This window comes from Alteromonas sp. 5NS40-0096, assembly GCF_057544385.1.
Genome location: NZ_BAAJLQ010000001.1, coordinates 1091871 through 1113574 on the forward strand (window position 1 = coordinate 1091871; position 21704 = coordinate 1113574).

Annotated in this window: 16 protein-coding genes; 4 read left to right on the plus strand and 12 right to left on the minus strand. The window is 45.3% G+C overall.

All coding sequences use genetic code 11. The features are described 5' to 3' along the window. Positions 1-37: 37 nt before the first annotated feature. The 6 genes from AC27G9_RS05000 to AC27G9_RS05025 form a co-directional block, all read right to left on the minus strand. Positions 38-2098: a S9 family peptidase gene (locus AC27G9_RS05000; protein ID WP_487071643.1), complete on the minus strand. Its 2061-nt coding sequence runs from the start codon at positions 2096-2098 to the stop codon at positions 38-40. A gap of 61 nt (positions 2099-2159) precedes the next feature. After that, positions 2160-3983: a hypothetical protein gene (locus AC27G9_RS05005; protein WP_487071645.1), complete on the minus strand. Its 1824-nt coding sequence runs from the start codon at positions 3981-3983 to the stop codon at positions 2160-2162. Between the two features lie 5 nt (positions 3984-3988). After that, entirely contained in the window at positions 3989-4891 is a 903-nt protein-coding gene (locus AC27G9_RS05010) for an ABC transporter ATP-binding protein (protein WP_487071647.1), read from the minus strand. Position 4892: 1 nt separating this feature from the next. Further along, a complete protein-coding gene (locus AC27G9_RS05015; protein ID WP_487071649.1) occupies positions 4893-5312 on the minus strand; it encodes a GntR family transcriptional regulator in 420 nt (139 codons plus the stop codon). A 247-nt stretch (positions 5313-5559) separates the two neighbouring features. Then, a complete protein-coding gene (locus AC27G9_RS05020) occupies positions 5560-6102 on the minus strand; it encodes a hypothetical protein (protein WP_487071651.1) in 543 nt (180 codons plus the stop codon). Positions 6103-6401: 299 nt separating this feature from the next. Next, entirely contained in the window at positions 6402-7637 is a 1236-nt protein-coding gene (locus AC27G9_RS05025) for an aspartyl protease family protein (RefSeq protein ID WP_487071653.1), read from the minus strand. Between the two features lie 137 nt (positions 7638-7774). Here AC27G9_RS05025 and AC27G9_RS05030 point away from each other — a divergent pair, with 137 nt between their 5' ends. From AC27G9_RS05030 to AC27G9_RS05040, 3 genes are read left to right on the plus strand one after another with little or no spacing between them, the layout of a single operon-like run. Next, positions 7775-8452, plus strand: coding sequence for a response regulator transcription factor (locus AC27G9_RS05030; protein ID WP_487071655.1), 678 nt, complete (start codon positions 7775-7777; stop codon positions 8450-8452). Then, the gene (locus tag AC27G9_RS05035) at positions 8445-9647 is read left to right on the plus strand and encodes a sensor histidine kinase (RefSeq protein WP_487071657.1); all 1203 of its coding nucleotides are present in this window, start codon (positions 8445-8447) and stop codon (positions 9645-9647) included. The genes AC27G9_RS05030 and AC27G9_RS05035 overlap by 8 nt, the downstream gene beginning before the upstream one ends. A 57-nt stretch (positions 9648-9704) precedes the next feature. Further along, positions 9705-9920, plus strand: coding sequence for a hypothetical protein (locus tag AC27G9_RS05040; protein ID WP_487071659.1), 216 nt, complete (start codon positions 9705-9707; stop codon positions 9918-9920). 34 nt (positions 9921-9954) lie between these two features. Here the strand turns inward: AC27G9_RS05040 and AC27G9_RS05045 are convergent, their stop codons facing one another. Further along, positions 9955-10536, minus strand: coding sequence for a hypothetical protein (locus tag AC27G9_RS05045; RefSeq protein WP_487071661.1), 582 nt, complete (start codon positions 10534-10536; stop codon positions 9955-9957). Positions 10537-10818: 282 nt separating this feature from the next. Next, positions 10819-13857 (minus strand): TonB-dependent receptor, encoded by a 3039-nt coding sequence (locus AC27G9_RS05050; protein WP_487071663.1) that lies wholly within the window; start codon positions 13855-13857, stop codon positions 10819-10821. Positions 13858-14549: 692 nt separating this feature from the next. Between AC27G9_RS05050 and AC27G9_RS05055 the strand changes: the two genes are divergently transcribed. Next, the gene (locus tag AC27G9_RS05055) at positions 14550-15281 is read left to right on the plus strand and encodes a FadR/GntR family transcriptional regulator (protein ID WP_487071665.1); all 732 of its coding nucleotides are present in this window, start codon (positions 14550-14552) and stop codon (positions 15279-15281) included. 90 nt (positions 15282-15371) lie between these two features. Here the strand turns inward: AC27G9_RS05055 and AC27G9_RS05060 are convergent, their stop codons facing one another. The 4 genes from AC27G9_RS05060 to AC27G9_RS05075 form a co-directional block, all read right to left on the minus strand. Then, positions 15372-18323 carry a TonB-dependent receptor gene (locus AC27G9_RS05060; protein WP_487071667.1) on the minus strand — a complete coding sequence of 984 codons (2952 nt, stop codon included), beginning with the start codon at positions 18321-18323 and terminating at the stop codon, positions 15372-15374. A gap of 363 nt (positions 18324-18686) precedes the next feature. Then, complete coding sequence (gene eda / locus AC27G9_RS05065) at positions 18687-19325, minus strand: bifunctional 4-hydroxy-2-oxoglutarate aldolase/2-dehydro-3-deoxy-phosphogluconate aldolase (protein ID WP_487071669.1); 639 nt, start codon at positions 19323-19325, stop codon at positions 18687-18689. A gap of 60 nt (positions 19326-19385) precedes the next feature. Continuing rightward, positions 19386-20312 (minus strand): sugar kinase, encoded by a 927-nt coding sequence (locus AC27G9_RS05070; protein ID WP_487071671.1) that lies wholly within the window; start codon positions 20310-20312, stop codon positions 19386-19388. A 93-nt stretch (positions 20313-20405) separates the two neighbouring features. Next, positions 20406-21704 (minus strand): MFS transporter, encoded by a 1299-nt coding sequence (locus tag AC27G9_RS05075; protein WP_487071673.1) that lies wholly within the window; start codon positions 21702-21704, stop codon positions 20406-20408.

Here is a 21704-nt window from a genome sequence, read left to right on the forward strand (position 1 = left end):
ATAATGTAATGAATTTTTCACAAAATGAAAACATTCTTTACTCACTGTCAGCGATGTTTGTTTTTTTCCCGATATTATTTACCCCCTGAAGTACCCCGACGGTATCGATTACCGAAAATCGCTTGAGGTAGCGAGCTAGTTTCGGTGAAACCACAGAGTCGGTTTTGCCATTAAATGCACTAGCCAACGCTCGCTCAACAACATACAAATAGGCTTCTCGGGCTAGGTCACTCGACGGACTGTGCCCCGCTTTTGGGTCGCTAAGCAGAAATACCGGTTTGTTCGCACTTTTTAAGCGCAGTGCGACATCTCGCACATCTTCAATTGCCACCCTGTCATCTAACTCTCCAGCCCATAAGTAAAGCGGAGCGTCGATTTGCTGCCAGTGTTTACTTGGTGACTGGTCATAAAGTCGCGCGACATCTTGTGCGTTTTCGGTGTCAACCATGAGTTCCCGAAATCGAATTTGACTGGTTTGCAAGCGACTAGGAGGCATTGTTTTACTATAGCGCAGTATGGTATTGGTCAAGTTCGCTGGTGCCGCGCCTGCGAAAGCCACTTGAAACCTTGTTGGCGTAAAGGCCAAGGCATTGAGTGCACTGAATCCTCCAAAGGAATGCCCTGCAACTGCCAATTTTTGGGGGTGCCCGACTCCCATCGACAACAGAACATCAACACCATCGATAATATCTTGTTGAACACGCCCCTGCCCAAAGTCCTTATTCGCACTGACTAAGTAATCTCTACCAAGGCCAGTAGAACTTCGAAAATTGGGCTCGAAAACGACATACCCTCGATTGGCTAGAAACTGTGCGAAGCGATTAAAAGCGCCTTGGGAACGATTCCAAGGCCCACCATGGGGATTCACCACTAAAGGCGCGTTTTTTGGATCAATACCAAGTGGCAAAGTCACATAGCCCAATAACGCTTTGCCATCAGACGCCGAGTACCAAAATGGCACTCTGGGGGCGATATAAGCAGGTTCCATTCTCTGGGTTTTAAGGTCTTTAAACAGCGCTATCCATGCCGCCTCTCCTTCGCGCCATATCCATACATGACGGCTAGCATGCGCAGGGTCGGCATCGGTCACCAGCCACGTTTTTTCATCTTGTGATGCCATTACCAAATTCAGCTTGCCGCCAAATTTCGCAGTAATGTGGTGCAATGCGCTTTTGGCATTCTCAGACAGTCCATACTGTGCGGCAAACTCAGTTTGATAACTCACTAAGAACGGTTTACCGTCTGTGTTTGTGGTGACATGATGAATATCAAAATGTTGATTGGGATCTTGGTGTAGTAGTGTTTTTTCACCGGAATTAATGTCCAATAAAAACAGTGAACGAGTATCTTGCTCAAAATACCCCGTGAGTAGAAGTTGTTGTGCTTTACTGTCCCAATGATGAACGGAACAGGGTGCGAGGTAACCACATGAGGTAAGCACAGACAAACCATTATCATTCAGCTGACTCACGTGGATTTCATTGCCCGCCCACTGTTTAACAAGCTTGATTTCGCTATTTTGTGTGTAGAACCCATCTATTGGCTTGGCACTTTCAAATTCAATATGTTGTCGTCCATCGGCATAAGCTTTGATGATGCGGTACTTATTCCCTCTCGGTACAAATTGGCTCAACCAAAAAACGTTAGGAATGTCAGGGTCAGGTTGATGAAACTCGGTGTGGATATCTGAAAAATCATAAACCTTATTGGCAAGATTTATGTCGTTATTACCAATTCGATAAAGTTGTTTCTGGCTAACGAAGTACAAAGAGCCGCCATCCGCCGCCCAATGTAATTCACCTAAGTTTTTTACGCTCACAAGCTTCACATGTTGCTTGCCTTCGACATCATATCGCCACAACTCAACAAAACGATTTTTATCGAGTACATAGGCAACTTGAAGGCCATCGGGTGATAGCAAAACTGTCTGCAGTGGTGATTGCCAATTGAAGGAATCGCGAGGGAGTACAGGGGCAACTGGCGCCGCCATTACCTGTTTACGCAATTGATGAAACATATTTTCGGTATTCGCCTGTGCAGTATTTGCGACAAGCAGCAAGAAGCCGGCCAATACCGTTAAAAACGATCTGACTTTCATAATTCGTCCTTTGATAAAAAGAAAGATAGGCCCGCCAACGGCGGGCACAAATTTTAAGAGGTTAAGGCTGTCGAATAGGGTTTAGTAGTAAATAGCTGAGCAATGCGGGTAAGCCCAGCACAACGCCTAACCCGACCCATGTGCGCCTTTGTTTGACATTCAGTGTTGAACGGCGTGCTAATAACACAATGCCAACGACGCCGATGATCTGTAGCAGTGCAGCGCTAGCATAAATACTTGTGGGATATTCTTGTTGCTGAAACGCTGACCAACTCAAAAATCTATCATCGTAAGGGTCAATCGCATGCATGATTAAATCTTCCGTTGTGTTAATGAAAGGCGCCACCATAAAGTTGTAATGTCGAATCCAACTAGGATGGTCATGAGCCGTGAACTCACGACCACCGATAAACTCGAAACTCCCATCCAAACGCGTGACAAACACCTCAGCACCGGGCCGATCAAACCCGTAAAAGTGATCGCCGAAGAACAGCAAGATAAAACCATCTGCCACGGGTAAACCATAGCCAAATTCAGCTTGTTCGACTTGATCAGGATACGTAATACTGTGGTCTACGGTTAAGTCGGAGTAGTCGTCCAATAACGTCGCGATATCAAATAAATACAGTTGTCTATTTGTTGAAATAAGCGCGGCATTCTCTCCAGCCCATAGGCTGCTAGTGTATTTTTCGCCTTCGTCAGGCCGGTGCTTCAACAACAGAGAGTTCGTATCGAAATCAAGCGCATACAAGCCGTGTTCTGTCGACAGAAACTCGCCGCCACTCAAGTGAGGTACGTCAACAAAACGATCACTGTCTGTTAGGGCGCTCAACTCCTCTACCAGACCATTTCTTCCAATAGCACCAATTCTCTGACCGTTTTGTGCGCTGACACCGATCAACACCATATGGTCGTGTGAAAACTTCCAAATATCACCAGTGTTGGGGTTGTATAAAGCATCGCTATTATCAAATCGATGGATCTGGTTTTTACGTGGCGGCTGCCATTGTTTGATGGGCAAATTACGACGCTTTGCAAGGCTGGCCTGTCGAGCGTAGTGCGCAGCTTGAGGATGCTCACTGTTTTCCAACACGTAGCCAATACCATTCTTAAAATTATCGAGCCACATCACTTTCATTGAACCCGCTGGCGGGTTCATATCAGGGTGTTTTCCCATGACACTCAGTGGTAAATGGTAGAACAACAAAGTTGCCAAGATTAAACCGATAGACAAGCCATAACTTGTCCCCGCGCCAAGCAGCATCGTTGCAAATGGCGAGGATACCGGCTGGTTTAAATCTGGTTTAAAACACTGCAAGTTGAGGTAGAACAATACCGCAATCATCAGTAACAAAGGTAAGTACATCGCGATCATGTTTTGCGGGTGCGGAAAAAACACCATCGCGAGGGTGTAAAACCCAATAACGACAAATTTTGAACGATGTAAAATGGTCAGCGTTCCCAACATGTAACACGCCATACTGAGCAAGGTAACGTAAAACGCATAAGCGTAATGTCGGCCATCGACCACTTTGTCTGTCAACGCATCATATGCCAATGTGGTAGCGAAAATAGAAGCGAAAATAGTCGCCACTATGACGGTAACGCCCGCTCCCATCAAACTGGTATAAATTTTTCTGGGGGCTAAGGGGCGATGTATCAAAAATACCCAAAAGTTCTTTTTGCGCCACAATAGGCCATGCAGAATACCGAACGCCAGAGACAATAAGACACTGCCGATGATCAACAAAAAACCCATGTTTCGATGCAAAATATCCCAAAAGCCGATTTTTGGCATCATGTAATAAAGGGTTATCAATCCCAGTAAGCAAACAATAGCGCCTTTACGAAGTCGCAGTAATTCACCTTTATACAATTCAAACATCGTAATTACTCCAACGGTTTGCTGTGATTTCTTGTAAGGAACGCATTGACTGCAGACTCTAAACTGACGGCAATAGGCATCGCACTTTTCGCACCTTGCTCCGTTAATAGCGCTTCAAACCCCGGTTTTATGTCCGCCACAACGATGTGGTGGCGGCCTTCGATCAGCTTACTGCTCAACAAACCGGGAATGCTATCTGCCTTTATCCCATGCCCATTGAAATCGACAGCCCATGCAGAGATACGCTCTACAAATTCATCCGGAGCACTGTGGCTAATCAACTTCCCACGCTCCATCAATATGAGATTTTCTGCGACTCGCTCGATTTCATCCATCTGATGGGAACAATAAATAATTGAGGCTTCGTGCTCTGTACCAATGAACATCAAAGACTCCAAAAAGCTTTGCTTAGCAACGACGTCTAAACCCAGTGTAGGTTCATCGAGAATCAATAGTTTTGGCTGTTGTGCGAGTGCTAACGATAAGCTCAACCCCGCACGCTCTCCTCGAGACAGCCCACTGACTTTCTGCTTTGAATCGATATCGAAGTAGCTTACCGTTCGCTGAAAGACATCTTGATTCCAGTTTTCGTAAAAGCTGCGTTGTAGCGCAATCACGCCGTCTACTGCCATCCAATCAGGCAGTGTGTGTTCTTCGTTGACATAACCCACTAAACCTCGCTCGCGCTCAGTGAGTTTTTGAGAGCACTGCCCCATTACGCTGCAGCTGCCACTGGTTGGTGTATCAATGCCCAGTAGTAAACGGAATAATGTAGACTTCCCTGCACCATTGCTCCCCACAATGGCATGGATACCCTGATTGGGAATCGTGAGGGTTAGATTGTCCAAAGCCGTTTTTCGGCCAAATGTTCGGGTGAGAGACACAGTCTCAATACAGGATTGCGTCATCTTAATCTCCTTGTTCTGTGTTGCCGGGGACGATTTCACTCAGTGCATCAGACAATGCATTTAATATTTCCTGATCAGAGAAATCTAAATACGCAACATCATTAACAAACGTGGATATGGCCTTATCCAATTTGTTTCGTTGCTCGCCATCACTGAGGATTTGCCGCTGTGGCGCGACAAATAGCCCCAACCCTTGTTTGGACTCTACAAGTCCTTGGCTGCTCAACTCGTTGTAGGCCTTTGCTACCGTGTTTGCGTTTACCATTAGTTGCATGGCTAACCCTCTAACACTGGGTAGTTTGGCGCCTACTTCTATTTCTCCACGGGCGATTTGCATGCGAACACCATCAACAATTTGTTTAAAAATTGGTCTGGTATCACCTGTGGTTATTTGCACATTGAGTGCAGTAGGTTTTGACATGTCCAACTCAACTGTACCATCTGTAGTAGTACAGTAGTACAGATAGCCAAGTGATCGCAAGAAAAATATGAAATTTTGTTCAGAACTCAGCTAACATCTGGTAAAAAACAGCTTTAAAATAGCCATATAAAACAGAAACTTAATGAATTATTAATTATATGGTTTTCATAAAAAAAGAGAGATACCGCCGTAGTACAGTATCTCTCTTAACCTATCTAAACTGGAAACAATCCTGTATTGAGTCGCCCTAGTCTCTCAATTCAGTTAATTTGGCGTTGACCAAAGGATTATCGAACTCACTGTCTTCACCGAGGTATTCGGCATCCGCGTCAGTCAAGGCTACAATGCTTCTGACTTGCCCAGCATGGTCATCGTCTGTGTATACGAGCATTAGCGCTTTACCATGCTGTAACTCGTCTTCGTGACGACTAATTCGATAATTGCGATGATTAATACCGAACAGGCCACCTAACCACCCACCAAAGCCGATAAACAACAGCATCATAAATATGACGTTAATAGGTTGTATTTCCCATCCAAAAGGCTTGATGAAGAATAGTGTAACTACCACCGCTAAGCCGACCAGCGCGCCAATCGTCGCTGACCGAATTGAACTGTGTATGATATCTCGCTCTTCGAATATCGACGCTTCATGGGCCAAGTGACCCGCGTGGTCCGAAGGACGCTCTGTCACAAAATGAATGTCGCTGTCTTCTATGCCCAATTGCGCTAAATTGACACGCAAGCTATCAGACTGGTCTAGATTATTGAGTAAAAATTGGTGTTGCATATTACACCTCAGTTTTTTGTTTATCAGTTACAGTACATTTTTTATACAATTAAAGGTACGCTAACATTGTGATATCTGCTCACTAATATACTCAAACGGTCTAACGCCAATTTCGACTCTATGTTTTTGCGATATTCTACTTTGGTCGAATTTGTTGCGGTAACGTTACTTGAACGCTTTCAAAAACACACCATAGACGAGGCGTAAATCATTGAAACTAAAACAAAAGGCACTGCATTAAGTCTAACGTTGTGCGGACATGTTGTCATATTGCAGTACCTCACATTTAAATTGTCACACTATGGTATCGAGTACCCCGCAATTGCCGCGGTGTTAATGACTTTGCAAGAACCACTGACAAAACAAAATTCAAATGTCCCTGGGATAGTCGCCATACTCAGCCAGTCTTGCTCGGAAATGGTGTGTGAACTTATGCCGTTGATCGACGTAATTTCACTGCCTGCCTCAATTCCCTCTCTAGCTGCCGGTAGCTGAGGAAACACAAATCGCACGAGCAAATTGCCATTTTGAAGCTTTCTCAGATCCAAGCCTGCGAGATTAAATTGCGTTTTGAAGGTGTAGTCCGGATAGGCGCGGAATGTGATGATGTTGCTTTGATAGTCAATAATCGTAACGAATTGATTCATCAAAGCACTGCCTACAACAGAAAAGTCATCCTCGTCTTCCGCTTCTATGACATTGGCTTTGATACCATCAAGCGTCATCCCGCCCAACATCAAACTTGGCAATCGAATTCGAACGTGTTTGGCCTCACCACTCAAGCCAAAATCTGAAGCTTCAATTTGTGGCGTGGGTAACTCGATATCATTGTTTTTCACAAACGCAGTATTGAATTTGAAGTAGTGACGACTCCCCGTATCAACGTAAACCTCTTGGTCATAAACCTTGCCGTTGATCCGCATCGATACTGGCATCGTGATTTTCGAGAAAAATGGCTCTATCGGAATCTGAACATCATCCAACTGGGTAGCATATGATTTTCGAGAGAGTGTAATTTTTGCCTCTTGTTTATCGAACATCCAGTTGAAATGCCTCAACAAATCATGCCCAATCACACCATCAAATATGGCCTCTTCAGGCACTAAATAGTATTGGCTTGTCGAAATCGGAATATAACCCACATTCACTTCATTGAAGATGGCATCGCCTATTGCTAGAGATTGAAGCTGCGTTTGGAACGCTGGCGTATTTCGCTCATCGCCCCAGCCCCTTAGTTCTAGTGGAAAACCTTTGTTTAAGGTTAAACCCGCGGTCTTGTCAGTATCAAAAAGCATGGTAAAAGACGCGCCAGTATCAATGAGGAAAAGTAGCGATGTGTCACCATTCACCAACACCTGTATGTAGGGTTTTTCGCCAATGTAAAACGCGTCTACACTCTGTTGAAACGTTTGTTCCTGACCTTCAGGCAAAATGGGCGTCACATCGTCATTGGCGTAAATCATCCGAAGACTATTCACTACAGAACAGCCGCTCAGCACTGTCATCATTAAAAACAATAAAAATACTTGTCTCATAGTTTTTCCTAATTGAATAAATCCATGCCAGTATCTAAGAGTCAGGGTCAAATCAAGGTAAACAAAATAATTCACCTCAATATGACCTTGGTCCCACTACTATGTGTAGTGACATCACAAAGCGGTATAGGAAAGGCATGAACATTTTATTAATTGAAGACAATCACGCGATTGCTTCCCAAATCACTGAGTTTCTAGAAGCCCAAGGGTGGGAGGTCGACTACGCTGCGAACGGCGAGCTTGGTGCGCAGCTTGCACTCGAGCACAAATTCGATGTCGTTTTGTTAGACCTCAACTTGCCAGATATTGATGGCCTAGAGGTAAGTAGCCGAATCAAAGACAACAGTGATTTCAATACGCCCATTCTTATGCTGACAGCGCGAGATGCATTTGAGGACAAAGCGAAAGGATTTGGTCGAGGAGCAGATGACTATTTAACCAAACCATTTGATCTACGAGAGTTAGTACTGCGCTGTGAAGCGCTGAAAAGGCGCCCCGCCCTGCATAAAACCAGAGAGCTCACACGGGGAAAGTTGAGGCTTAATTTGAAATCCTTTGAGGCAAGCTGGGAAGAGAAACCGATAAAAATAACCAAAATTGGGTTTACTATTTTGGCCAAGCTCGCTGAGGATTACCCTTACCCCGTCAGTCGCTCCGAGCTGATTGCACTGCTGTGGGGAGAAGAACCTCCAGAGAGTAACGCTTTGAAAACACATATGTATGCGTTGAGAAAAGCCACTCAACAAGTGGCGCGTGAGCCGTTAGTTTCCACTATCAGTAATATCGGATACAAATTGGTAGCGATCGATGATTAACACGATAAAACACCGGCTGTTTTTGACATTTGGCGGTTTAACGTTCTTTGTCTGTACTGTGTTCACTGGCGTAACATGGCTGTTCGCAGCCGTCGCCGAAGACGAAGTCGTCAAGCATATCATCACTACTGAAGCAGAATTTTTATTGGCGCAATACGAGGAAACTGCCCAATTGTTGCAGCCTAGAGCGGATTACATGCAGCTGTTCGAAACGGAAGCGGCATTGCCTGATGCTATTCGCGATGGCTACCGAGATTATCCCCACGAAAAAGAATTTTATGCCTACGGTGATAATTACCACATTGATGAATTCACGACCCCACAAGGCAACCAATTTTACATTACGCTCAATGCGTCAAAATTGGAGGGACTGTCTTCGTTAAACAGTACGATCTGGAGCTTTCTTTCCATCACATCTGTGGTGGTTGTCACGATAGCTCTAGTCCTTGCTTGGGTGCTGTCCAATCGCACTGCAAAACCATTAGAAGCATTGAGCGCTACTTTAGCCAATCATAAATTTGGCGACTCACTTCCCAACCTACCAAAAGACAGACAAGACGAAATTGGCACCTTGAGCCGAGCGTTTAATAATGCACTTGAGCAAATTACAAGGTTACTCGAAAGAGAAAGAACCTTTACGCGGGATGTCAGCCATGAGTTACGTACACCAATGACTCTGATCAAGAACACCATTCAACTCAACCGCAATGGTACGTTTCGTGAGAAAGACATTGCTGCAATTGAACACGCATCCAATGAGCTTGAGCAAACCGTTGACGTTTTACTCGCCCTTGCCCGACATGAAAACCTTCAATTCAGCGACGTCAGGTTAACGCCGATATTAGAGGCCTGTGTGTTAAAAATATTTAGTTTGCACCCAGAGATTGAATTCCATGTCGATATTCAAATAGAGGATAGTTTTAACGTGACGGGCAACGCGTATCTTATCAATTTACTTTGCCAAAATTTAATCAACAATGGCTTTTATCACAGCACCAGTTCAGCCATGAAAGTGTATCGACACCGAAACGTATTAACGTTTGAAAATGCGTTGTCGGGCGATCAAGAAAAGCCCTTTTACCAAGGCCTAGGGCACGGCCAATATTTGGTCAACCGAATCGTTGATGAAATGCATTGGAAAATTGATACCAAGCAAGTTGATGGCTCTTATTTCGTGAACATTGTGACGGGTTGATTTTGTCGCGACTTTGGGCCCATACTAACCACCCACAACCTACATATGGATATGATTGTGCAACATAAAATAGCGAATTTAATCACTGTGGTAAGTATATGGGGGCTTGTCTCCTACATATTTGTCTTTGGCTTTGCGCAACTGAGTTGGACGGGCTGGTCTGGCGGTTTGCCCTGGATGGCGGGTGTAATAGGTTTGTTTTGCGCCGCAGCACTCACTAGCAAATACTTGTTAATGGAAGACAAAAAGGCCAAAGAAACGCCCTCAAGTTAGCGAGAGCGCGTCGCGTTATCAAACAACAACCAATCTAGGCTAATGTGGTTTTATGTCTCACCACCACTTCGGCTATTTTATCCCAAAGTTCGGTGCCATAGTTGCCCGCTATATTAGGGTGACCAGACAAACATTCAGCAATAACCGTATTGCTTATCCCAATAGCGTGAAGATAAGACGGGTCCACGACAACATACTGACGTTTATACGGCACCAAGAACTTCCCGTCACCGAGTGCCGATAGCGCCTCAGAATAATCAGCAAACCACAGATTAATGAATGCTTCGCAGGCATTAGTGTGGAAAAGAGTACCGACGTCTTTCCCCTCGCGTCCAGATAGCACCTTGGTGGCGTGATGCCAGTCATCGAACCCGCAGCGAATAGCCATGAGATTTTGACAGTCTTTCAGTTGGATAGTGTCTTTATCAGTCCAATGTTTCTTTTTGAGAATCGCGGAGAAATACGTGCCAATTACATCTTCACTTTGTTGGCGTTTCAATAATTTTTTAGCCCGAATTTTTAACTCAGATAACGCAAGTCCTTGGCGCTTAACATGGATTTGATTATCAGATTCAGGAAAATAGCGCGCATTAGCGCAGGTGTGTGATACCGTCACAATTCATTACCTTTAAGTTCATTTGGCATTCCGCTTAGCCAATATCATCACTTAATCAGTAAAGACTGTTGGATGTAGAAAAGTACAGAGAGTGAATTCATCTTTTGCGGATAGGCGTCTCTCCAGCCTGTTTATAGGCTAACAGTGAACAGAGAGGTGGTAAAGTGATATTTTAAAAAGAGGCATATTACGAGGAGTGAATATGCCTGTAGAAAAAAGTGACGCTATTAACCGGCCGAGGCACGCCCTCCTCGACCAGCCAATCTCGTCACCAGGGTACAACTAGTAGCGTACCTGAACCCCTGCAAATACTCGTGGTCCATATACGTTAATTTCCGCGAAGTTATCTCTGGTTGGGTTGTATTGACGGCGTGGCTCGTCAAACAAGTTTATCGCTTCAACAGAGAACTTCACATGCTTGTTCAGGCGGTAAGACACTCTTGCTTCAAACACTTCGGTATCGCCGATGAATCGTAAGTTACCCGGTGTCGAAATGAACTGCTGGAAGTATTCGCTACGATACTTGTAGTTAAGCGCTGCACTGAAATCTTCGTATTGATAGTACAACTGGCCTGAGAATACATGTTCTGAGAAACCGAATATGTCGGCCGGTGCGACTATACCGACACGTGCTACCTCTTCCCCACCCGATATGATAGTAGACGCACCAAACTGCGCATCTTCAAACTCGAAATCAGAATCGGCATAGTTGTAGCTCAATTTAAATCCAAAGCCGTTTAACCAACTATCGAGATAACTAAACGAGTGCGTCGCCGTCAATTCAAGACCGTAAATGGTACTGGTATCATCGACCACTTGCTGCGTAGTAACGATGGTATCAATCGCTTGACCATCCACTTCGAAAGTCTCTATCTGAGAGGCGTTTTCAAAGCCGCCTTCAAATTGCTTGTAGTAAATACCAGCAGCTAGCAGAGTGTCATCGTTTGCATACCACTCAATTGCAAGATCCGCATTCCAAGACATCAGTGGTTCAAGACTCGGGTTACCATTTGCTACTGCAAGCCCAACTGCCGTCTCTAGACTGTCGCCAGACTCCGCGCCACTTAACCCCGCGAAATCACGTCCAAATCCTAAATCTGAAGGGTCTGGCCTTGACAGAGCACGGTACAACGCGGTGCGTAGCAGCAAGTCTTCGCGTAAATCCACAATCACATTCAAGCTCGGTAAAATCTCTGAATAGTCATTGCCACCAGAAACTTGAACTAATTCACCGCTCTCAACGATATCCTCTAAACCACCTTCATCATCGAACACAGCACTCAAACTGCCACGAAAACCTGTTGAAGTGACGTCGGTTTGAACATACCTTACGCCGAAGTTGCCTCGAACCGGATAGTCGCCAATTTCAGTCTCATAGTCAGCTTGTAGATAGATGGCTGTGGTTTCCTCTTCCACATCGACGTTACTGATCGTTTCCTGCGGTTCGGGTATCGATATCGCTTCTCCGATAAAGGTTTCAGCGAGACAAATCGGGTCGAACGTTGCCCAGGTGTTACCTGTACCTTGGGCGATGACATTGCCATCACTGTCGACATTGGTAATCAGCGGGTTACCACCTGAAACCGACGATAAAAAGCCCGACTCAGGGAACACATTGTTTCTACACGCTTGGCTCACAGCAGCGATATCTTCGTCGGCAAACGTAAATTGATCTCGCGCTCGAGGTACACTGTCATACTCCAGCGTCGATAAACGGATACCACCCTTAACGCGAGAGATGTTTTCCCAATCAGGTAAGTACTCAAAATCCGTTCTAAAGGACGTGATCTTGTTGTTGCGGTATTGGTTCAAATCTACTCGAGTACGTGCGCTGTCAGCGTATAAATCGTGGTTATTCACATCGAAATTTTGCACTGTGAAAATCGGAATCAATGACCCGTTTTGCATAATGCTTGTCGCGGTTTCCACTCTGCCGCTGTTAGCCGCTCCTGGCACGTCATTGCCGAAGATATCAACAGGCTCCGATTGCAATCGCGTTTGTATGATGTTCTCGCGGCGAGAGGTGTCAGACACCGCAAAATCACCCGAAATTCGCAAGGTTTCACTGACATCATAATCAAATGAAATCCCGCCACCTTTGTACTCTTCGATGCGTTCTTGCCATTGGCTGTGAGTTTCAATGCGCTGCTCATTAGTGAATGACAGTACCGCGCCATTTGGAGTAACGAGCAAATCGCCGGGTAAACGATCATCGAGCGACACATCTGGCGAATCAATTCGGCGGTTCTCGGCAAACACTAAATCGTTACGCACCTCGGTAAATGTGCGATCAGAAACTTGGCCGTCAATGTTGATTTCTAGCCTGTCATTGGGTTGCCATTGGACAGCCAAAAACAATGACTCGCGATCATCATCAGTGATATTTTGACGATAAGAACGAGAACTTGGGGCAAACAAGAAAGGGGCGTCTGCATCTGGAGCTGTTCCCGTCGCAGGATCGACCTCTAACGCTAAGTCGCCCGAACCTGAATCACAGTTTCCTGACGAGTAAACGCCACTTGAATTCGTCGGATCATTTCGACAGTCACGCCAACCACTCGTCGAGCGCGCTTCTTGCTCTGGGTTAGTCGAGCGATTTTTTTGAATACCCACGGACAAACCGATCAAACCTAGTTTATCCGTTTCAAATTGGTCGATGTAACTGGCGGTGATACGCGAGCCAATATCCGTTTCAGGGTTTTCTAACTTGCTGTTATCTGGATTCCAATTGCCTTTGTACTCTAGCTGCACACGCTGCTTACCAAAATCCAAAGGTTTAACCGTTTCTAGCGCGATTTGACCCGACACGCCACCTTCAATCAAGCTGGCTTCTTGCGTTTTGTAGATAGCAATTTTATTGAACAATTCAGACGGAAACTGAGAAAAATTCACTGAGCGGTCGCCACTTCCGTTACTTGCCTCACGGCCATTGAAAACCGTACTGCCGAGAAACGGGCCTAAGCCTCGAATTGAAATTTCAGTTGCACCACCTTGCTCTCGGTGTGACGACGCACCTGTTAATGTTTCCAACGCCTCACCAATAGACAATGCTGGCAATTCGCCGATGTCCTTTGCGCTCAAACCGTCGACGATTGATGTCGAATCTTTTTTAATCGCAATCGATTCTTGAATCGTTTGACGAATACCACGGACCTCAATGACTTCGGTGTCATCAGCCGCTTGACCAGACTCTTGTGATTGAGCATTGGCAGGTACTGCGCAAAGCAATGAAGAAAGACAAACCGTTGATGCCAACACTGGTTTTAAACCAGAAGACTTCAACGCCAAATAGATTTTATTGTATGTAGGGTTAGTTTTCACAGTGCGTCCAAAATTTGTTTTTGTTAACAGCTTGTAAGACGAGTGTAATCAAGGTGACGCAAAAATGTCAACCAATAAATATTACAATTTTACCAATTTTGGTTAACCAATAATAAATTATCATGAATAACCTTCCTAAAAGCGGCGTAAACCAGGCACCAAAACTAGCCTTAACCGCCTGTAAAATAGCGGTTTCATGCCATATCACATATGCATAGACGCTGCGCTATCGACACTTTACTTCCGCTGTAACTTTTTTTGTTAACTTTGGCTAACCAATTTATCATTGGCCAATTAGCAGTGTCACAAGATTCCCCAACAAATAAGGCTAACACTCTGTTTTAAATGAATAAAGCAACAGCATCCATGGTAATAACTGCACGAATTCGAAACATTAACTGCATTTTTCAATACCGTTAATTTAACACCATATCACCGGCACAAACTCGACAGCCAATTGCAAACAGCGCTAGAACCTTACACTTCACCCTATAAAAACAAACAAAAATGAGGCGTCCTGCACGGTTATAATTGTAAAACACTGGCAAATTTGCTATATCAATCTTACCAATTTAGAATATAAACATTACCAATACAGTGTTGATATTGATGAATGCGATTGGCTTTGCGCATTAGCCCGTTTAGTATAGTGGCGTAGAGCTTAACGGTCGCATTATCAGGGGAAGAATAAAATGAAAAGACGCAGACGCTTCTGGACAGTCGTAGACAAACTTGAATCCTTGATTGATCAGGGCGTATACCCCGCCGGTAGCCGACTCCCTGCAGAGAGAGAGTTAGCGGAAACGTACGATGTGAGCCGCCCCACCATTCGCGAAGCAATAATTGCATTAGAAGTGAGAGAACGAGTCGAGGTCAAAACGGGCTCTGGTGTGTATGTGACAGAAATCGAAAAGGTCGATGTGTCTTCGCAACCGATTAGCGCGTTTGAGCTAACCCAAGCACGGGCCTTAGTCGAAGCAGAGGCCGCAGCACTTGCTGCGGCAACAATTAATGACGACGAGCTGGCCGCTTTAAAACAATCACTGGTTGATATGGAAGATACCGAGCACGCTGACGAAGCCGATCAACGCTTCCATGAAATTATTTCGCAAGCAACTAGGAATAACGCATTGGTGCTGTCTATCCAAAATTTATGGCAATTAAGACGCACTGAGCCACAAATTATCGCAGCATACAAAGATGTGTGTTCACAAGGTACTCAACAACGCATTAAAGAACATGCTGCTATCTATGAGGCGATAGAGCAACGTGATTCATCTGCGGCGAGAAAGGCGATGCACAATCACTTCAATCGATTGATAAACGCGCTTTTTGAAGCCAGTGAAGCGAAAGCGCTTGAAGAAATCAGACGCAAGACTGACGAAACTCGAGGTCTTTATTCAATTTCTCATTTAACACAATAAGTTAAATTCAGTCTTAAATGGGCTGGATACCAGCCCAACAAACAAAAAAGCAAGCCACTGGCTTGCTTTTTTTCGTATTAAAGGTGTGTTCTAGAAGCGGTAGCTTGCGCCAAAAGTGATTCGGCGGTCAGTCAAACCTTGGAAGCATAAAAGTGCGCCTTCATTCACACAGGACTGCTCAACGTCAGATTCCGTAAGGTTGACTACCTCTACTCCAAGGTTCAAATGTTCATTAACATCATAGCTCACGCTGGCATTGAGCTGGCCACGGTCTTCTTGCACAACAGGGAATCCCCAAGGGAAACTGCTCGTACTACCAAAATCGGTTGAACGATAGGCTTCGCGCCAGGTATAGCGCATTCTCGCAGACAGGCCGAACTTCTCGTAATAAAGCGTAAAGTTATAGGCATTCTCAGACAAATCGATAAGAGACTGTAGCGCCGTCACTTCAATACCATCAACCCCTGTGGTCTGCTCGAAAACACTAGTCGCTCGGCTTGTTGCCGTATCCAAAGCCTCGCCCCCAGAAAACTCTTGTTTAGTATAATTTGCAAGAAAACCAAAACCCGACGCCCAACCAAGGGTGTCTTCAAATTCAGACAAATCGTACTGAACCGCAAGTTCAATCCCTTTTTGTGTGGTCTCACCCGTGTCATTGATCACAGTTGAAGTAGGCACACAGACCCCGACTCCACCCTCAGGACCAAATACATTCACATCGGCAATAGGGTTAAAGATACCGCCGCCTTCACAGGGATCCGTGGTATCCCTAAACCCTGTAGTTGGGTCTTCTACTGGGTCGACTTGACGAGTCACATGCAAGTCACTACGAGTTTTGTGGAAATAGCCAATACTCACCACACTTGCAGGCGCAAAATACCACTCGAGAGAAACGTCAAACGACGTGACTTCCTCTGGTACTAAGCCTGGATTACCAATTGCGACAGGAGGATTGGGACTGGTACTAAAGGTGACAGAAGTAGACAAGTCGTCGAAGTCTGGACGTCGAATATCTTTAGACCATCCCGCACGTAACTGAATATCATCGGTCACTTCAGCCACGATGTTGATCCGAGGAAGTACAAAATCATAATCCCCCGACGTCACGACTTGTTGAATCACCTCGTTGCCATCGCTGTCTTCGGTTATCGAATTCCCCAGAGAGTTAACTTCTGTCTCCACATAGCGCAGACCAACGTTCCCCCTGAACATCCCCATATCAAAATTCGCCTGTGCATACAGTGCATTTGTCTCCTCTTCAATATCGAAGAAACCACTAGTACTTGAAGTTGGATTTCCGATTGAACGAGAGCCGCCGTGAGCGGCAATGGCACTATTCAGCGTATTGAGCACACCGTTCGGGTCGGCTGCGACAAGTTCAGGATTGATTAGCAAAAAATCTCTTACAAACAGCTCGCGACCGTCCGCCGCATTGAAGTTGTTTGGACCCGCCGTCAGTAGTTCAGCGAACAAGTTACCTCTGGGGCTATCATCCATACTGCGCAAGCCTACATTGGAACGAACCTGATCTCTTAAACTCGTCGACTTGTTGTATCGATAGCCAAAATCAACCGTTGAGATGGGCCCCATATCAACGAGGTAAGAAAAATCCATTCGAAATGCGTCTTCGGTGTTTTCCGCAATATCTTGACCGATATTAACGTCTCGTAAAACAACATTGGCAGGGTCCAGCAATTGCTCTACCGTCGGTGCATTGGCCTCGCCAAACGCCACGCCAAAAGCAAGCGATCCTCCCGTTAAATCATAGATAAACGGAATACTATTATCGTTACCACCACCCGCATCAAGAGGGGCATTAGGGTTAATGAAATTCAGCGTAGTGTTGAAACTTGGCGTACTGGAATCTGAGCTCGAGCGGGATAACTCGACACTGACCGTCCACTCGTCATTTCGCCAATCGCCTCCTAAACGCAAAATTTCACTGTCGGTAATGCGCGAATTGGTATCACTGGAAAAACGCAAGTTCGGGTCGTCATCGTCATTCTCTAAATCGACCGGAATAACGCCACTCAGTGCAGCTTGAATACTGCCCAAAGCGACACCATCCAACGAACCAAAATTCACTGTCTCAAATGCATCGGGCACAGAAATATCTCTGAGATTACTCACACCAGATGCTTGTACGCGTGAGCTTTCTTGACGACGTTCTTGGTCGTTCAACACTACGTCGAAATATAACTTCGTATTTTTACTGGGCGCCCACTCAAGGGTGCCTGCGATATTAGAGGTTTCATACTCAAAGTTATCGTAGTCTTGATTCAAAAATTGAATAGGTAAGAAATCAAAAGATTGAGCACTGGCAAAACCACTATCAGTCGTCACAACGTTATCGCGGTCGACTCTGGGTCGAAACGCAGTAACGTCTTGCTCCGTGTAGCTGGCACTGATTACAAAACCAAAATCACCATTATCGGTTTCCCAGTTATCACCAAATGCACCTGATAGCCTAGGTTTAACACCGTCTGTCGACAAACTACTGTCTTCTCCTTGAATCCGAACTGAAGCCAGAGTTTCTTCCAATTCCAAAGGTCGAATAGTACGTAGGTTGACCGTACCACCCACTGATCCCTCAATGGTTTTCGCTTCGGGAGCCTTTGTCACTTCCACCGCAGAAATAATCGCAGCCGAGACATCTTCAAAGTTAATCCCGCCCCGCCCAGAACCGGAACCGACAGTGGACACACCATTAATTTCCGTACGATTGGCATTAGTACCACGAATTTGCACGCCTGTGCCAACACCTGCAGTACGAGTTATCTGAATCCCGGTGACATTCTCCAATACTTCTGCCAGGTTTTGATCAGGCAATTTGCCGATATCAACAGCCTGAATCACTTCAACCAGATTTGATGCCGAGCGTTTTTCAGCAAGGGCATTGGTCAGTGAGCTGCGTATCCCAGTTACCTGAATTTTTTCAACTTCTTGTTCAGCCTCTGCGTCTTGAGCGTACGCTCCCGTTGCAACTTGAAGCGAAGTGGCAGACAAGATAGCAAATGTAATTTTAGATAATTTGTGTCCCATGGTTTGTTCCTGCGTTCTTGTTGACTAACAAATTCGTTTTACTAACCCGATCTACTTACCACATGCGCCTTAGTAAAATTTACCACATAGTTACAATTAACGACCAAAAGATCAACCAATTTTAAATAATTAATTAACCAATTTTAAACAATCATTATAAAAACCGTAATGACCAGACGAAACCAATACACTTAACCGCTTTAAAAACAAACTGTAAATATCTGATTTATATTAAATTTATTGCGAAAAACGCGGTAGGAATAGCGAACATAAAACACAGCCAATAAAGCGTCAGAAAGAATAAAAAATCAACCAAATTGGCTAACCAATTTAGCTGATTTTAAAGATGTGAAGATAAGTGTTTTAGATAACAGCGGATGAAATGGGGGAATTAGCTTCTCGACACGCCAAAGCAATGGATGACCAATCTTTCTCTTCGACCCAATTTTGCTTTGCCACCCAAGTACCACCTACAGCGAATACGTTGGGTAAAGCGAGGTAGTCGGTTCGATTTTGTTGGTTAACGCCGCCAGTAGGACAAAACGAAATCGACTGAAATACTGATGAAAGCGCTGATAAAAAGGCTGCACCACCAGATAACGATGCGGGGAATAGTTTTTGTTCCACGTAGCCATATTCGTAAGCCAACATGATATCACCAGTATTAGACACACCCGGTAAAACTGGCACGCCTGCGGTATTAAGCGCATCGAGCAAGGAGCGCGACACTGCTGGCGTGACAATAAAGTCCGCGTTCGCTTCCAAAGCTTGAGCCAAAATAGTGTGATCGATCACTGTGCCTGCGCCAACGACAATATCTGGCACTTCTGATTTTATCGCTTTAATTACATCAAGTGAGGCCTCAGTTCTCAACACGACTTCGACGAGCGTTAGCCCTGCTGAAGCCATCGCTTTGGCAGTATTGACGCCCTGCTCTACTGAATTTGCTTGAATAATAGGCAACAGTGTTTGCCCTGACATTAATTCCGAAAAACGTTTCATTGCTTTGATTCTCTTAAATGTTGAAAAGCGCAACAGTCGAAAAACAGTTACTGTTAACTATCAAGGTTGAAAATATAGATCTGCGAAAGCTTGTTCTGGGACAATCGCACCCGGAAATTGAATAACAATGCCAGCCGCTTTAGCGCCTTTTTGGACGGCTTGGGCAATATTCTCATTGCCCGTCCTCTCGGCCAGATATGCCCCGTTGAACGCATCTCCAGCTGACGTCGTATCTACAACGTTTTCAACGGCTTGAATGTCGTGGATCTGGTTTTTTCCAGCAAGGTATGTGAAAACCGATTGGCTGCCATTTTTAACAACGAGCTCTTGTGCACCATACTGGCGTAAAAAGTCGATGGTCGATTCTGCACTGTCAATGCCGTACAACATTTGCATATCTTCGACACCAGGCATAATGACGTTGGCCATTTTAAATGCTTGTTCAAAGGCTGATTTTGCTGCCTGTTTATTTTCCCAAAGGCGTTGACGGTAGTTAGGGTCGAATACGATAGTCGCCCCATTAGCTTTGATTGACTCCATTTTTTGCCAAAATGTCGCCCTGGATTCTGGCTCAATGACGGCTAGGGAAATACCTGACAAGAAAAGCGTATCGCCTTTCGATATTTTCGCTAAAACGTCTTCAGACAAATAATCGGTCACGGTGCGAGCCGCCGAGGCACTTCGCCAATACGTAAAGCTTCGCTCACCTTTTGCGTCTGTCTCGATAGCGTACAGCCCTGGTGCACGATTACCATGTTCGAATACACATTCACATTCCACGGCGTGGCTTTGAAAATGCTCGACCATTTCCCTACTTAACTTGTCTTTACCCACGACCGTAATCATGGCTACTTGCGCGTTTGGAGCACACCGCTTTAGGTATACTGCGGAATTGTATACGTCACCCGCGAAAGACTTTCGCATGTTGGTCTCACCATCAGGCTTTAACTCAACCATGCACTCACCTAGAAAATATATAGTCGACATTTCGAATCGTTCTCGTTGATTAGATAACTAACGTCATCACAGCAACTCAATGCCAAACGCAATGACGATTAGACTCCACTAATAAAACAAAAGTTACTTGGGTTGCATGGGTTCGATTTTTGGGATCAGCAACCACACCGCGACGACGGCAATGATTGCCAATGACGCACCAATCACGAATGCAGGAGTGTAATTTCCATCGGCAGTCAATATTGGAACGAGAGAAGTCAACCCTACTGCTCCCAATTTTGCCGCCATCCCCGAAAAACCGGCGAGCGTACCCACCGCCTTTTTGCCGAGTAAATCACTAGGTAGAGTTTGAACGTTACCGATAGCAGTTTGAAAGCCAAACAAAATAACCGCCATGATCAATACCGCATTCACGGGACTGCCAGGATTGGCCATTGCTAGCAACGCTGGCAACATAATAACGCAACCAAGTGTAATCACGAGTTTTCGAGTTTTATCTGCATTCCAACCCGCTTTAAGTCGATTTTGTGCTAACAATCCACCAAACCACGCACCAAACATGGCACCGACATAGGGAACCCAGCCGTAAATACCGATGGCTTTGACGTCCATGCCGTAGACTTCATTGAGATAAATCGGGATCCAAAACACAAACAACCACCAGATTGGATCAATCGCGGCAGAGGCAATAATGACCCCCCAGCTTTGTTTGCGGCTAAGTAACTCTGCCGTAGAGGGGTGGTAGTCCTGTGAATCGAGAGTCGTTGCTGCTGGGGCTTCTGTTCGTTGCCCTGTCAAAATGTACTCACGCTCCTGTTCAGAAATCCAGGGATGAGAACCAGGCGGCGCTTTAACGAGGACTAACCATGGCACTAACCACAATAAGCCAAGGGCACCGACCACAACAAACACCATTTGCCAGCTGAAATAAACAGTGAGGTAGGCGATCAAAGGAATCGCGATAATGCCGCCAATCGCCGCACCAGAATTAAAGATACCTTGAGCCAATGCCCTTTCGTTTACAGGAAACCATTCGGCATTGCCTTTCGTTGCACCAGGCCAATTGCCCGCTTCAGCAATACCCAAGATGGCGCGGAAGAAACTGAAGCTCAACACGCCCTGAGCAAACGCATGCGCGATAGTAGCAAGGGACCAAACGCCGATCGACAATACAAAACCAACACGGGTCCCAACCCAATCAAACACCTTGCCAAAGATTGCTTGACCAAAAGCGTATGCAAAGACAAACACAATGGATATGTTTGCGTATATTTGCTTACGTTCAAGTGCGGTTTCATTTGGGAATAACTCTTCAACAATATCAGGCCACAGTACGCTTAGTGCTTGCCTGTCGATGTAGTTAATAATTGTTGCTAGTGCGATGAGTGCAATCACCCACCAGCGTAGGCCTGAAATCTTCAT

Coding starts and splice junctions, on each gene's coding strand:
- AC27G9_RS05070 (WP_487071671.1), bottom strand. CDS start 20,312: ATGTCGACTATATATTTTCTAGGTGAGTGCATGGTTGAGTTAAAGCCT.
- AC27G9_RS05025 (WP_487071653.1), bottom strand. CDS start 7,637: ATGAGACAAGTATTTTTATTGTTTTTAATGATGACAGTGCTGAGCGGC.
- AC27G9_RS05005 (WP_487071645.1), bottom strand. CDS start 3,983: ATGTTTGAATTGTATAAAGGTGAATTACTGCGACTTCGTAAAGGCGCT.
- AC27G9_RS05020 (WP_487071651.1), bottom strand. CDS start 6,102: ATGCAACACCAATTTTTACTCAATAATCTAGACCAGTCTGATAGCTTG.
- AC27G9_RS05015 (WP_487071649.1), bottom strand. CDS start 5,312: ATGTCAAAACCTACTGCACTCAATGTGCAAATAACCACAGGTGATACC.
- AC27G9_RS05060 (WP_487071667.1), bottom strand. CDS start 18,323: ATGGGACACAAATTATCTAAAATTACATTTGCTATCTTGTCTGCCACT.
- AC27G9_RS05030 (WP_487071655.1), top strand. CDS start 7,775: ATGAACATTTTATTAATTGAAGACAATCACGCGATTGCTTCCCAAATC.
- AC27G9_RS05055 (WP_487071665.1), top strand. CDS start 14,550: ATGAAAAGACGCAGACGCTTCTGGACAGTCGTAGACAAACTTGAATCC.
- AC27G9_RS05075 (WP_487071673.1), bottom strand. CDS start 21,704: ATGAAGATTTCAGGCCTACGCTGGTGGGTGATTGCACTCATCGCACTA.
- AC27G9_RS05010 (WP_487071647.1), bottom strand. CDS start 4,891: ATGACGCAATCCTGTATTGAGACTGTGTCTCTCACCCGAACATTTGGC.
- AC27G9_RS05000 (WP_487071643.1), bottom strand. CDS start 2,098: ATGAAAGTCAGATCGTTTTTAACGGTATTGGCCGGCTTCTTGCTGCTT.
- eda (WP_487071669.1), bottom strand. CDS start 19,325: ATGAAACGTTTTTCGGAATTAATGTCAGGGCAAACACTGTTGCCTATT.
- AC27G9_RS05035 (WP_487071657.1), top strand. CDS start 8,445: ATGATTAACACGATAAAACACCGGCTGTTTTTGACATTTGGCGGTTTA.